Source organism: Pseudoalteromonas sp. 23_GOM-1509m, assembly GCF_000518425.1.
GTDB lineage: Bacteria > Pseudomonadota > Gammaproteobacteria > Enterobacterales > Alteromonadaceae > Pseudoalteromonas > Pseudoalteromonas tetraodonis.
Map to the genome: position 1 here is coordinate 115196 of NZ_KI912435.1, position 14445 is coordinate 129640.

The window sequence follows — 14445 nt, forward strand, 5'->3', positions numbered from 1 at the left end:
TCCGTTATGCTAACTGCGCTTGTTCATCAAGTTCTAACGAGTTATTTTTCGCTGAAACTGTACGATAAACGTTATAAGCCATAACCAGCATACCTGTAACGATGAACACACCGCCTAAGAAACGCATAACATAGAAAGGATGAGAGGCTTCTAACGACTGTACAAAGCTGTACATTAATGTACCGTCAGAGTTAACTGCACGCCACATTAGACCTTGCATTACACCTGAAATCCACATTGCAACAATGTATAAAACAACACCCACTGTGTGTAACCAGAAGTGTGTATTGATTAATTTAATGCTGTACATACGACCTTGCGAGAATAACGCAGGGATAAGGTGGTAAATAGCACCGATAGAAATCATCGCAACCCAACCTAATGCACCTGAGTGAACGTGACCTACAGTCCAATCTGTGTAGTGCGATAACGCATTAACAGATTTAATTGCCATCATCGGGCCTTCAAACGTCGACATACCGTAGAAAGACAATGAAACCACTAAGAAACGTAAAACTGGGTCAGTACGTAGCTTATGCCATGCACCTGAGAGCGTCATAATACCGTTGATCATACCACCCCAAGACGGTACGAATAAGATAATAGACATCACCATACCTAAGCTTTGCGTCCAATCAGGAAGCGCAGTGTAGTGAAGGTGGTGAGGACCTGCCCAAATGTAAAGAGAGATAAGTGCCCAAAAGTGAACAACCGACAAACGGTATGAATAAACAGGGCGACCCGCTTGCTTTGGTACAAAGTAATACATCATACCCAAGAAACCCGCAGTTAGAAGGAAGCCTACTGCGTTGTGGCCATACCACCACTGAACCATTGCATCTACGGCACCTGCATAGATTGAATATGATTTAGTCAATGAGACTGGGACTGCCATGCTGTTAACAATATGTAGAACAGCAACGGTAATAATGAAACCAGCATAGAACCAGTTAGCTACATAAATATGCGCTACTTTGCGTTTTGCAATAGTGCCCATAAATACAATAGCGTAAGTTACCCAAACAACAGCAATTAAGATATCGATTGGCCACTCAAGTTCTGCATACTCTTTAGAACTTGAAATACCCATAGGTAGAGTAATTGCTGCTAGAACAATAACTAACTGCCAACCCCAAAAGGTAAAGGCGGCTAATTTGTCTGAAAGAAGGCGCGTTTGACATGTACGTTGTACGACGTAATAAGACGTCGCAAAAAGTGCACTTGTACCAAATGCGAAAATTACTGCGTTCGTGTGTAACGGACGAAGTCGAGAGTAAGTTAACCATGGTGTGTCAAAGTTAAGAGCTGGCCAAGCTAATTGGGCAGCTATCAGAACCCCAATACCCATGCCAACGATGCCCCAAATCACTGTCATAATAGCGAATTGGCGTACAACTTTATAATTGTACTCAGTTTGTGATGCTACTGTTTGGCTCATTTTCTGGCTTCCGCTGCAATAAATGCGTTTAGAAATGAATTACCTACTTGTAAAAGTAGGACCTACTATTATTCCAAAGTATACTATCTAAAACCCACAATATGTGGTTGTTAAAGATAATAATCTCAAGAAATACTTGTTTTATTTGCGGTTGAAATGATAAATTTTTTGGCCTTAAAAAGATAGGTCAATTGCGTAATAATATGACATCAATCAAACTTTATTAACTTGCTGTCTATTTTTTGAGGTGATTTGTACCTTACTTGCCCATTAAAGCCGATAATCAACCAACGTGCCCAAATGTTGGGCTAATACATTAGATACTTTGAGAACCTGCATGTATATATATAGAGTATGTTTACTTTCTTTTCTACTATTCTTACTAGGTTGTGACTTTTCTGGATCAACATCAACACCAAAAGTAAATCAATCACAAACAGAGTGTAAAAATAACAACCCGTGTATTTTTCCAAATCAAGTTAAAGTTTGGCTAAGCGAAGAAACCCTATCACCAGAGACACCGTTTTCAATTTACACTCAGTTACCGACTGGTGTAACAATAACTGCAGCTAAATTAGAAGGCGTTAGCATGTATATGGGTTACATTCCCGTACAATTTAAAAATCAGGGCAGCGTTTGGGTAGCTAATACTATGGTAGGGATTTGCTCAGAAAAAAACATGGTGTGGAAGCTTATTCTTACTACTGTCGATACAAACACTGGCATAAGTGAAAATGTTGAATATTTTTTTAACGTTACCTATTAAAGGCTTTCTACTCAGGCGTGGTTTTTAACTGCGCCATTCCCGTAAAATTATAGCGGCAAAGCCAAATGCCTCACATTTAATAGTTATCTGCAATTAAAGTCTATCTGATAAAATAACCATTCTTAATATAGCTTTTACATATCCATTTACCTTCCAAGTTTATAACTTAAGCTCTGCTTGGCTTACTTATTCAATTGTGCTCATACGTGCAATAAAGCACCCATGTCATTAATATGTAGATTTATCTAATGGATCCACTTTGATAGCCGTTTTTAGTTTAATTGGCAGCCCGTCTTAAACCTTCAATACACATAAAATTTGCATGATTAAAACTTATGACAAAAAAATTCAGACTAAATAAACAATCTACTTGCATAAATATGGTTAGTAATTAACACCTAGTTTTACCGTTTTAATAACGAGCTGTGATTAACATGTTAATTTTCCTGTTTAGGGCACATTATTGTAATAATTACATTTGATTACAAACTCTACTCATTTGATTTCAGCTGTGTTTTTTATGTGATTGCTTGGTCTTTAGTTTATGATTTTTAACTGTTTTTATTAATTAACAATGAAACATACTGTAACCTTTGTTCCTTTCGTGGGACGTCTTAATTTTCATTGATTGCATAGTGATCGTTCGTTAAGTTTTCGTTCAGTTAAAGGCGCCTAAGTTGCTCCCGCTCACTCAAAATTCTCATAAAAGTGAGCATTACCAATTTAGGTAAATTTTCAACAAGTAGGGTTCATCCATGAAAAAATCAACTCTTGGTTTAGCTGTAATTGCAGCGATCCCAATGTTCTCAAGTGTTCAGGTTTTAGCTGCAGACGAAGCAGCAAAGTCAATTGAAAAAATTCAAGTAACGGGTTCTCGTATTAACCGTACCGATATGGAAACGGCTAGCCCAATCACAGTAATTGGTGATGATTTTATTGCTAAGAGCGGCTACACCTCAGTTGCAGATGTACTTTCAAACCAACCGTCAGCGGCAGGTATGAGCTTAGGTGGGACTAGTAACAATGGTTCTGGTGGTTCTGCTACAGTTAACCTTCGTGGTATGGGCGCACAGCGTACCCTAGTTCTATTAAACGGCCGTCGTATGGTTTCATCAGGCACTGGCGCTGATTCTTCTGTTGATTTAAACACTATTCCTGTTGCCATGATTAAATCAATCGAAATCTTAAAAGATGGCGCATCGGCTGTTTATGGTTCAGATGCTATCGCTGGTGTTGTAAATATCATCACGAAAAAAGATTTTGAAGGTTCTGAAGTCAATGTTGAAGGTAGCCAAACTACCAAAGGTGACGGCACAAACTATGGTGTTAGTTTACTTCATGGCATGCAAGTGGCTGACGGTAACCTAGTATTAGGTGCTCAGTACACAAGCCGTGGCGATATTATTCAGTCAGACCGTAAATTTGTTGAGCCAGGTTGTTCGTCTTACATCCCAGAAGGGACTTTAGGTGGTAAAGCGCCAAATGGTCAAGGTGGATTCAAAGACCGTGATACATGTTATGACTACACACCGTCAAGCTATGCACAAACACCAAGTGACTTATACAGCGTCTTTACTAGCTTTAATAAAGAACTTGATTCAGACACAACATTTAATGTTGATTTAATGTACACACGTCGTGATTCAAGCCAACAGTTAGCACCACAACCTGCAAGCATTGATTTAGACACTTCAAAGCTAAGTAATGCATACACTAATGCATTTATCGATGAAGATGGTGTATTAGCCGATTCATTAGAGTACCGTCGTAGAATGGTTGATGCGGGTCCACGTATCTATGAGCAAAAAACAGATACATACAGAGCGTCTATTGCATTGCAAGGTCTTTTAGATAACGATGCAAGCTGGGACATTAGCGCAACTTACGGTCGTAATGACTCAGAAGATAAGGTTCAAAACTCAATCCATGCGGGTAACATGGAGCAAAGCATTTATGGTGACCAAGCGCTTTGGTTTAGTGGCGATGCAATTAATCGTGACCTATTAGTATCGAGCAACTCTCTTTACACAGAGTCAAACGAAGGTGGTAATGAGCAATTCATCCTATCTGCGGGTTACAGTGCTGTTACAGAGAGTGATATTGGTTACGCAATTGGTGTTGAGAATAGATTCGAAAGTGGTTTTTATACACCAGATTTAATTACTCAAAGAGGCGAAAGCACAGCTTCACAACAAGATCCAACAGACGGTGATTACTCTGTTCAATCTGTATACTTTGAAGCATCTATGCCAGTGCTTGAATCAGTTACTCTAGAAGGTGCTGCACGTTACGATAACTACTCAACATTTGGTGGTGAAACAACGTGGAAACTTGGTGCTACTTGGAATGTAACAGATAGCTTTATGGTTCGCTCTGTACTTGCTACTGGTTTTAGAGCTCCAAATGTTGCTGAATTATTTGGTGGTAATACAGGTTCATTCGATTACCTAGAAGATCCATGGGGTAACGAGCAAGATCCACAAATCGAAGTTAACTACACAAGTGATGATAATCTTCAAGCAGAAGAGAGCAGATCATTCACATTCGGTTTAGTGTGGGAAGTTGCTGACGGTTTATCAACTACATTAGATTACTGGAAGTTTGATATTACTAATGCAATTACGCGTTTAGACGTACAAAACGAAATGCGCAACTGTTTTGCTGGAAATACGCAATCATGTGCAGCAGTAAACATTACAGCTGATGGTGATTTATCTGAATTAAGCTCAGCATTAACAAATGTAGGCGCACAAGATACATCAGGTATTGACTGGAATATCTCTTATACAGCTGATAACTACCGTATCAACCTAGATACGACTTACTTAATTGAATTTGAGCAAGACGAAATTGATTACACAGGCACTATTGATGGAAACATTGGTGGTTACTCTGAAATTAAGTCAAACCTTTCAGTTAACTACGATATTAATGATGATATCAGCGTGCTTTACAACGCTCGTTATATCAAAGGTATGGACGGTGAGTACTATGGTGAATTCTTTAGCACAGACGACACTGTTTACCATGATATCTCTATGAGCTATAACTTAAACGACGATGTTCGTTTAACTGGTGGTATGAATAATATCTTTGATAAAGAGCCTGAGTCAGTGCTAGGTGGTAATGATATGGGTACTGTCCCAGAGCTTTACGACGTAATTGGTTCTCGTATCTTTGCAAGCGTAAACGTTAAGTTCTAATTTTAATTCATTAGAACTACTAAAAGGCCTAGTTTTTACTAGGCCTTTTTTGTTGAACAAAATTAAAGAGGCACGTAAACTCAGGTAGGTAACCGAAGGAGGCATCATTGTTAAAGCAAGACGAAAATTTATCGTTTGTTATTGAACCGCAACTATCACCGCGTGCAGAGCAGCGTCTCGATCTTTATTTTTCTATCCCAAACGAAATGGGTATTAACGCGCAAACACTCAGCGAAGAGTCTTACTTTAATAACCAATTTAAATCTTTTGTAGCCTATAACGCGAATAACATTCATCTTCCATTGGTACGAAGCCGTTTTGTTAGTAAGAACAAAGGTGAGCAGCAAGATTACCGACAAAATTTAAATTTATATTGTTATCAAGTGCGTCTGGCAATTGATGCCGATATTAAAGATGCGTTAAAAATTCAAGAAAGCGATGAGTTTTATCAACGAGCCATGGAGCTCTGTGAACAAAGCCAAAGCCTACTTAGAAAACTCAGACGTTACACCCCGGATAACGAAAAGCTGATCCCGTTTTATACTAATGCTGATAACTACCTAAGCTGGCAAATTGAACAAACTTTTTTAAAGCTACTTGATGAAGGCCCGCGTAGTAGCGATCACGCTAAAGAGCGAAATGACTTATTAAACTTTTGTAAGTCAGAGAGTGAGTATCGAGCAGAGCAGCAATATAATTCTGACTCAACGCTTAAAGACGCCAACAGAATTACTAATAAGATGCGTTTACTCCAGCGTTTAATAGAGCATGGAGTGATTTTACAGCGCCAAACACGCTATCTTAATAGCTATTTAAAGCGGTTGGTAAAAGGGTCTGTAACGGCTGTTATAATGGCTTTTGTGATGGTGGTAATACTCAATGCGCGTTCTACCTTCACTGAAATAACCGCTTCATTAATTCTAATTTTAGGGGTTATTTACGGGCTAAGAGAAATATTTAAAGAAGATATTACCCGTATTATTTGGCGTGCTATTGTGCGAGGGCGGCCAAAATGGCGCTTTATTTTTAAAAACAGTATCACAAAAGATAAAGTGGCGAGTCAGTTTATTTGGTTAGAGTACACCCGGTTTAAAAAAATCCCCAAAGAAGTGAGGAAAATTTTTTCTAAGCGTCGTCAGCAAAACAAACAGGCGGCGCAATGGCTGCATTTTGCTAGTGAAACCCGGGTAAGTGCTAAAGAATTTTTGCCAGGCTACGATAGCTTGCAGCAAACGCTGCAATTTAATCTCGCGCCGTTTGCACGTTATTTAAAAAAAGGGGAAGGGAAGCTCTATCATTTAGAAAACAATAAAATTTCTAAACAGGGAGTAGAAAGGCGCTATCAGTTAAACATGGTATTGGTTCTAACCGAACCGGATAAAACGCTCTATCAGCGTTACAAAATCACTTTAAACCGCAGTAAAATAGTCAACATAGAGCTTATTTACACCAGCGATGCAAAAAAAGAGGAATAACATACGTTATTCCTTTGTTGTCCTTATTTATCCGTTAGCCCTTTTTTGCTGTAAAGCGTTACTTTGTCTGATACCAGGGTAATTTCGATGTTTTTAGCGTCATCACCCCAAGTACAGCTAGTATGTAATGTTTTTTCTACACAGTTATCAGCACTGCCTAAAAGTGCTTCAACTTCTGTTTTGTCCATACCAATTTTAATTTTTTCGTAATTTTCCATACTTACTTTTGAACAAGCAGCAAGACTCAGTGCTGCAGCAATTATTAGGAGCTTCTTCATTATTATTTTCCTACTGTTAATGGTTAAATTTTCGAATTTGTACAATCATACCCATACGAGGATGATCAAAGTAATGAATATCTTCGCTGAAAACGCGTCTAAATTGTGAAAAACGGGCTGATTCTAGCTCACCATTATCTTGCTTTTCACTAATGTCGAAATCCGCATTAATGTATAAATAATGGCGTAAATGTATTTTCAATAAGCCATCTAACTCCCATTTCATGGTCGGAGACTGTGCTTCATTAAACAATGGCTCAGGAGTATCAAGTAAGCTAATAAAGTCGGAATTGGCGTAACTAAAACCGGTGTTCATATTGTTTTTTAATTGGTTGCCTGCAAATAAGTGCATACTAGGGGAGCGTGATTTACTTGCGCCTTCAAACCGCCAGCCGGTATGTAATATAGGGGTGAGTCCTTTGCGGTCTAAAGCTTGGCGTTGTTGTTCAAACTGCAGTTGTTCAGGAGCGAGCAGATAAGTTTGCTCCATCGTATCTTGTACTGGTGCTTGAGGGGTTACTGGCAGCACATCGTAACTTTTTACATAATCAATGCTGTCGTTACACGCTGCAGACTGTGGGTTTGAATTAACCAAAGTGTCAGCAAATGTACGTGTTTGAAAGCGTGGGTCACCGTTTATACACGCGTCCATTGCTTGGTTTTTATAAGCAGAGGCCAATAAATCTAAGGTGTTTTTATCTTCAATGGCGTCATGCTTTAAGCTAAAGTCTTCTTGTAAGTAAGGAGCAGGGCGCTGTTTAAATATTAACACCTCTACTTCAAACCAGCGCTCTGCAAATGCAGTACTGCTAAATAAGCAGCATAAAATAACCAGCGATTTTTTCAGCAACATTAATGGCTAACCTTTTTTTCGAAATCTGCAATCATAGCAGTGATCATTTTTAAGCGTTCACGGGCATTCGCCTCGCTAATGGCAAAGCGTAATTTATTTGCGCCATCCATTTTATAAATGTGTGGCGCACTTTGTATCAAACCAATAATGAAGCTAGGATTAACCTTGGTATTTTGACTAAACTCAAAGTAGCCTCCTTTCGGGTTAGCTTCTATTTTGGTTATGCCCAAATTGCTCGCCTGCATTTTTAGTTGTTGTAAACTAAATAGGTTTTTAGCTGCATCAGGTAATAAACCAAAGCGATCTATCAATTCTACTTGCAGTTCATCAATATCAGCAAGGTTAGCACAACTTGCTACACGCTTGTACATACCTAAACGCGCGTTAACATCATGAATATAATCATCAGGTAACAAAGCAGGTAGCTTTAAATCAACTTCGGTTTGTTTTTGTAATAGATTTTCAAGGGTTGGCTCTTGACCATTTTTAAGTGCGTTAACGGCCTGTTCAAGCATTTCCATATACAAATTAAAGCCAATGGTCTGCATTTGTCCAGATTGATCGTCTCCTAATAGCTCACCGGCACCACGAATTTCTAAATCGTGGGTTGCTAAGGCAAAACCTGCGCCTAAATCTTCTAATGAGGCAATGGCATCTAAACGCTTTTTCGCATCTTTAGAGAGAGCTTTAGGGTTACCTGTGAGTAAATAAGCATAGGCTTGGTGATGACTTCTACCAACACGTCCGCGTAATTGATGCAGCTGAGCAAGACCGAGTTTATCGGCTCTGTCCATAATAATGGTATTTGCTGTGGGTACATCAATGCCGGTTTCAATAATCGTAGTACATACCAGTACATTGTATTTTTGATGATAAAAATCGGTCATAATCTGCTCAAGCTCTTGCTCTCGCATTTGCCCGTGGGCTGAGGTAACTGTTGCCTCAGGCACCCATTCGCTAATTTCTTGAGCAACACGCTCAATGGTTTCTACATTGTTGTGTAAAAAGTACACCTGGCCGCCGCGTTTAATTTCACGCAGTACCGCTTCGCGAATAAGCTCTTCGTCGCGTTGGCGCACAAAAGTTTTAACGGCTAAGCGTTTAGCCGGTGGGGTAGCAATAATAGATAAATCGCGCATACCACTCATGGCCATATTTAAAGTACGGGGGATGGGGGTTGCGGTCAGGGTGAGTATGTCAACATCAGCTCTCAGGGCTTTAATTTTTTCTTTTTGGCGCACCCCAAATCGGTGTTCTTCATCAACAATTAACAGGCCTAAATCTTTAAAGTTGATGTCTTGTTGAATTAGTTTGTGCGTGCCAATAACCACGTCAAGCTTGCCATTACTCATTTTTTCAAGGGTTTCTTTTTGCTCTTTAGTTGAGTTAAACCGAGACAATACGCCCACTTCAATTGGAAAATCAGCAAAGCGGTCTTTAAAGTTATCGTAGTGTTGTTGAGCAAGTAGGGTGGTAGGGACTAAAATAGCCACCTGCTTATTATCGTTAACCGCAACAAAGGCTGCACGCATGGCTACTTCGGTTTTACCAAAGCCTACATCACCACAGACTAAGCGATCCATGGCTTGTTTTGATTGCATATCACCCAGTACAGCTTCAATGGCGTTACGTTGATCATCCGTTTCTTCAAACGGGAAGCTATCACTAAATTGACGATAAGCTTGGCCATCCAGCGTAAATTTATTACCCGGCTTTGCTTGGCGCTGAGCGTAGATATCGAGCAATTCAGCAGCGACATCGCGTACTTTTTCAGCGGCGCGTTTTTTTGCCTTATCCCACGCATCAGAGCCGAGCTTATGCAGTGGGGCACTGGCTTCTTCACCGCCAGAGTAACGGCTAAGCATATGAAGCGCTGATACCGGCACATAGAGCTTTGCTTCACCGGCATAAATAATGGTTACAAATTCAGTAACCACACCGGCAGCATCAATTGTTTGCAGTCCTTGATAACGGCCAACACCATGGTCAAGGTGCACAACCGGTTGGCCTTCTTTTAACTCTGCTAAATTACGAATTAGCGCATCTTGGCTTGCTTCATACTTGTGCTTACGGCGTCTGCGTTGTGATACTTTAATTCCAAGCAATTCTTGCTCAGTAATAATGCTCAGGCTAGGTTTTGTGCTAAGCACGACACTTTGTTCAAGTGGGCTTACAATTAAACCAACGTCACTACTGCTGTTGGTAAATTGCTCAAAAGTATCAAATTCTTTAAATTTTAAACCGCTGGGTTTTAATATGCTCAGTAACGATTCACGTCGACCATCCGACTCAACACTAATGACAACTCGGCCTTTTTTCTTTTTTTGCTCTGCCACATAGCTAATGAATGCGTTATAGGGTTCATGTTGTTTATGATCAATGCGGACATTGGGTAATTCATTCACGGCAAGGTTTTTATTGCCCGCTTTAGTACCTAATTTTGCTTGTGATAAACGAATACGGCCATAATTGCCCAGGTTTGAAAATAGCTCATTGATTGGCTGATACAATTCATCCGGCGGTAAAAGTGGGCGTAAGGGATCCACACGGCGGTTTTCATAGCGTACATTAACGTCGTGCCAAAAGTTATCCGCCGCATGTTCTAAATCGCCTAATTGCATCACGGTCGTTGATTCAGGCAAATAGTCAAAAATAGTCGCCAAGCCATCAAAAAATAATGGCATGTAGTATTCAATACCTCCAGGCCAGTTACCTTTACTAACTTGCATGTAGACAGAGTCTTGTTCTGCGCTTGCGCCAAACTTTTCACGATAGTTTATTCTAAAGCGTTCAATATCCGTGTCGTTAGTGGGGAATTCATGGGCTGGAAGTAACTCAATTTTTTCAACTTTTTCGTCTGAGCGTTGTGTTTCCACATCAAATAAGCGAATGGTATCAAGCTCGTCATCAAAAAAATCGAGCCTAAATGGGTGTTTACTGCCCATCGGGTATAAATCAACAATAGAGCCACGTATTGCATATTCGCCATGCTCCATAACTTGTTGCACGTGCATGTAACCCGCTTGCTCTAAGTTTTCACGCAAAGCGTGGGTGTCTAATCTATCGCCCACTTTAAAATTAAGCGTTGAACCGTATATAAACGAAGCTGGGGCCGTGCGCAGCATCAGCGTTGATACAGGCATAATGAGCACGCTTTGTTGCTCGTTTTTCAGGGTATTAAGCGTTGCTAAGCGCGCGGAAATAATATCTTGATGGGGCGAGAAGTGGTCATAAGGCAATGTCTCCCAATCCGGAAATATCATTACCGGGTTATCCGGAAGCAAATACTCTAATTCAGTTTCAAGGCGCAAAGCACTTGGTGTATCTGGCGTAACTATTAACACTAAGTTATCTTGTTGTTTTACACCTTGTGCAATGGCAATGCTTAAGCCACTGCCTAAAAGCTCGCCCCATTGAATTTTATCTTTTTGAGATTTTACCCAAGGCAAGGCTGCCCATTGCTCAAACGCCATTAATTACTCCATTAAATTAGGCTCTTAGCTGCTAAGAGCCATACTATTATTTAGTCGCGATAGATTTTTGTTAAATCTTGATAATGATCAATTCTGCGGTCGCGTAAATACGGCCAGATACGTCTTACGTTCTCGCTGCGTTTTTGATCAAGTTCAACCATTAATATTTGTTCACTTTGATTATCGGCTTGTGCCAATATTTCGCCTTGGGGACCTGCAATAAACGAGTTACCCCAAAATTGAATGCCGTCACTTTGTCCACTCGGGTCGCGCTCAAGACCAACACGATTACAGCTAATCACCGGAACGCCATTGGCTACCGCATGGGCTCGTTGGCTAATAACCCAAGCATCTTTTTGACGGGTTTGCTCGTCTTTATCATCGCGTGGATCCCAGCCTATGGCCGTTGGATAAATTAAAAGCTCGGCACCTGCCATCGCCATTAAACGCGCCGCTTCAGGAAACCACTGATCCCAACACACCAGTACGCCAAGTTTGCCCACTGAGGTTTGAATAGGCTCAAAGCCTAAGTCGCCTGGGGTAAAGTAAAACTTTTCATAAAAGCCAGGGTCATCCGGTATATGCATTTTACGGTATTTACCGGCAATACTACCGTCTTTTTCGAGCACCACTGCGGTATTGTGGTAAAGGCCTGTAGCGCGCTTTTCAAATAAAGACGCGACAATCACAATACCAAGCTCTTTAGCAAGTTCACCTAACGTATTACTACTCGGCCCAGGTATTGTTTCGGCTAAATCAAAGACGTCGACATCTTCGGTTTGGCAAAAGTATAAACTACGGTGTAACTCTTGTAGCACAACAAGTTGTGCACCTTGACTGGCTGCATCGCGAATGCCAGCAATTGATTTTTCAATATTGTGTTCAGCGTTGTCACTGTTGCTTTGTTGCACTAAGGCAACTGATAAATTTGCAGGGCTTGTCATTGTGCTGCTCCAGCTAAAAATCCACGAGGTAATTGCATTGTAATGCAGTGAAGACTGCCAAATTGCTCAATAATAGGTAAACAATTTACCCCAATAATTGTGTGATCTGGGTATGCTTTTTGAACCTGTGCTAACGCGCGTTGGTCGTTTACATCGTTATAAGTAGGCACTAATACCGCATTGTTAATAATTAAGTAATTTGCATAGGTGGCGGGTAAGCGCGTGTTTTCATCATCGTACACGGCTTTTGGCCATGGCAACTCAATTAGCTTATATGGGGTGCGATCGGCAGTTTTAAAGCTTTGTAGTTGCTTTTGCATGGCATTAAGCGCGCTGAAGTGCTCATCGCTTTTATCGTCACATTGCACATACACAAGGGTATTATTTGGTGCAAAACGCACTAAGGTATCAATGTGGCTGTCGGTGTCGTCACCTGCTAAATAGCCATGATCAACCCATAAAAAATCTGTTGCGCCCAAGTGCGCTTTTAAAAGCGCTTCTATGTCACTTGGGTTTAAATTTGGGTTACGGTTTTTATTAAGCAAACATTCGCTGGTTGTTAGCAACACACCATGCTCGTTTATTTCAATACCGCCACCTTCAAGTACCATATCGAGCGCTTGATAGTGGTTTTTTTTGCTACTTAACTCTTTTACCAAAGTACGATTAATTTGATTATCTAATGCGCTTTCAAATTTATTGCCCCAACCATTGAAAGTAAAATCATATACTTTTAGTTGCTCGGGTGAGTCAATAGCGCTACAAGTAAGCGGGCCATGATCGCGAGCCCACGTATCGTTGGTAGGGGTTACTACAAAATGAACACGATTCAAAGAGATGTTAGCGCTATTTAGCAATGCTGTAATATGCATTTTTAAGGCACTATTATGCGCCACAATAACAAGCTTTTGCTGCGTTGTTATATGCTTAGCAAGCTCAATATATACAGGTTCTACACGGGCTAAATTATCAGCCCAATCTGTGTCTTTATGCGGCCATGTAAGCATAACAGCGTCTTGCTCGGCCCATTCAGGTAAAAGTCTAAAGTTCATGGATTTTTAATACAAATAAAGATGGGGCTAGTTTAGCAGTTCAATTACTGCTAAGTCACTTCTAAATGAGCGTTTGGCTCACAATTTTAAAGCGATTTGAGAAGTTAATAAACGCTAGCTTTTATCGTTTGTACTCTCTTTGGCTTTTTCAAGTTGCTGGCGCTTTTTAAGCTGGCGAGTTTGCGCATGTAAGCTGGCTCTTACAACCAGCTCTTGGTCGCTGTCTCTTATTGATACAAATAACAGAGTATATTGGTAGTGCTCATTATCTTGTTTTTCAATGGCAACCACTTCGCTATAACAATACACCGCAGAGGCCTCGTGTTGTAAAAAAAGTTTAGTACGAAACTTTTGCCCTAATGTATACAAATGTTCACTGGTAAACTTAATGCCGCCACCGCCGTAACTGTCGCAATAGATTGAGTTATCTTCAGGTTGTTCAGAGGCTAAAATATGACTCATGATCAAATCTATTTTGCGTGACTGGGCTTGTAAAAAAGTAGTTAGTTCTTGGGCAATATCACCTAAATTACGCAAAGGGCCTAAGGCGCTTTGCTCTAAACTGCTTACTTCGTTAGCAAGTTTAAATAAAGGCGGAATATCAGCCTCAAGTTCAGCTAAGCTTTTTGGCACAGCCGAATCATCTACGGCAAACAGATTGACGCGATTACTTTCATCAATTTGAAAATAAAGCTCAAAATCTGATAATTTTTGATTATTCATATGTAACTCCTATCCGTTAATAGTAGCGTTGCGACTACTAAATTACTACACAACACGCCAATAAAATTAAGCTAAATATCTGTTTGCCCTCATTATAAAAAGCCAAATCAACTAAAATTGCGCTAACTTTCAATATTTACCAAACAGGCATAATGATTAAAAAAGTTTTAAAAGGTAATACGTTTACATTGCACTATGTATGTTAGCAACTAATAAATAACCAATAATTAACAAAACTCC

At 40.1% G+C, this 14445-nt stretch carries 10 protein-coding genes; 3 read left to right on the forward strand and 7 right to left on the reverse strand.

Features of this window, described 5'->3' with window-relative positions:
• Nucleotides 1–4 precede the first annotated feature (4 nt).
• A complete protein-coding gene (ccoN, locus tag N523_RS0118060; protein WP_013464670.1) occupies nucleotides 5–1438 on the reverse strand; it encodes a cytochrome-c oxidase, cbb3-type subunit I in 1434 nt (477 codons plus the stop codon).
• Nucleotides 1439–1775: 337 nt separating this feature from the next.
• Between ccoN and N523_RS0118065 the strand changes: the two genes are divergently transcribed.
• The 3 genes from N523_RS0118065 to N523_RS0118075 all read left to right on the forward strand — a co-directional run bounded on the left by N523_RS0118065 (nucleotide 1776) and on the right by N523_RS0118075 (nucleotide 6882).
• Entirely contained in the window at nucleotides 1776–2204 is a 429-nt protein-coding gene (locus N523_RS0118065) for a hypothetical protein (protein ID WP_013464671.1), read from the forward strand.
• 755 nt (nucleotides 2205–2959) lie between these two features.
• On the forward strand, nucleotides 2960–5407 hold the full coding sequence (locus tag N523_RS0118070; RefSeq protein ID WP_028835767.1) for a TonB-dependent receptor plug domain-containing protein: 2448 nt from the start codon (nucleotides 2960–2962) through the stop codon (nucleotides 5405–5407).
• Nucleotides 5408–5514: 107 nt separating this feature from the next.
• Nucleotides 5515–6882 (forward strand): hypothetical protein, encoded by a 1368-nt coding sequence (locus N523_RS0118075; RefSeq protein WP_013464673.1) that lies wholly within the window; start codon nucleotides 5515–5517, stop codon nucleotides 6880–6882.
• Between the two features lie 23 nt (nucleotides 6883–6905).
• Here the strand turns inward: N523_RS0118075 and N523_RS0118080 are convergent, their stop codons facing one another.
• The 6 genes from N523_RS0118080 to N523_RS0118105 form a co-directional block, all read right to left on the reverse strand.
• The gene (locus N523_RS0118080) at nucleotides 6906–7160 is read right to left on the reverse strand and encodes a hypothetical protein (RefSeq protein ID WP_013464674.1); all 255 of its coding nucleotides are present in this window, start codon (nucleotides 7158–7160) and stop codon (nucleotides 6906–6908) included.
• Nucleotides 7161–7176: 16 nt separating this feature from the next.
• Complete coding sequence (locus N523_RS0118085; protein ID WP_024601382.1) at nucleotides 7177–8013, reverse strand: peptidoglycan binding protein CsiV; 837 nt, start codon at nucleotides 8011–8013, stop codon at nucleotides 7177–7179.
• Entirely contained in the window at nucleotides 8013–11486 is a 3474-nt protein-coding gene (gene mfd, locus N523_RS0118090; protein ID WP_013464676.1) for a transcription-repair coupling factor, read from the reverse strand. Before mfd ends, N523_RS0118085 begins: the two co-directional genes overlap by 1 nt.
• Before the next feature lie 50 nt (nucleotides 11487–11536).
• Nucleotides 11537–12430 carry a carbon-nitrogen hydrolase gene (locus tag N523_RS0118095; protein WP_028835766.1) on the reverse strand — a complete coding sequence of 298 codons (894 nt, stop codon included), beginning with the start codon at nucleotides 12428–12430 and terminating at the stop codon, nucleotides 11537–11539.
• The gene (locus N523_RS0118100) at nucleotides 12427–13482 is read right to left on the reverse strand and encodes an agmatine deiminase family protein (protein ID WP_028835765.1); all 1056 of its coding nucleotides are present in this window, start codon (nucleotides 13480–13482) and stop codon (nucleotides 12427–12429) included. The genes N523_RS0118095 and N523_RS0118100 overlap by 4 nt, the downstream gene beginning before the upstream one ends.
• A 114-nt stretch (nucleotides 13483–13596) precedes the next feature.
• Nucleotides 13597–14205 carry a PilZ domain-containing protein gene (locus tag N523_RS0118105; RefSeq protein WP_024601385.1) on the reverse strand — a complete coding sequence of 203 codons (609 nt, stop codon included), beginning with the start codon at nucleotides 14203–14205 and terminating at the stop codon, nucleotides 13597–13599.
• Nucleotides 14206–14445: the final 240 nt, after the last annotated feature.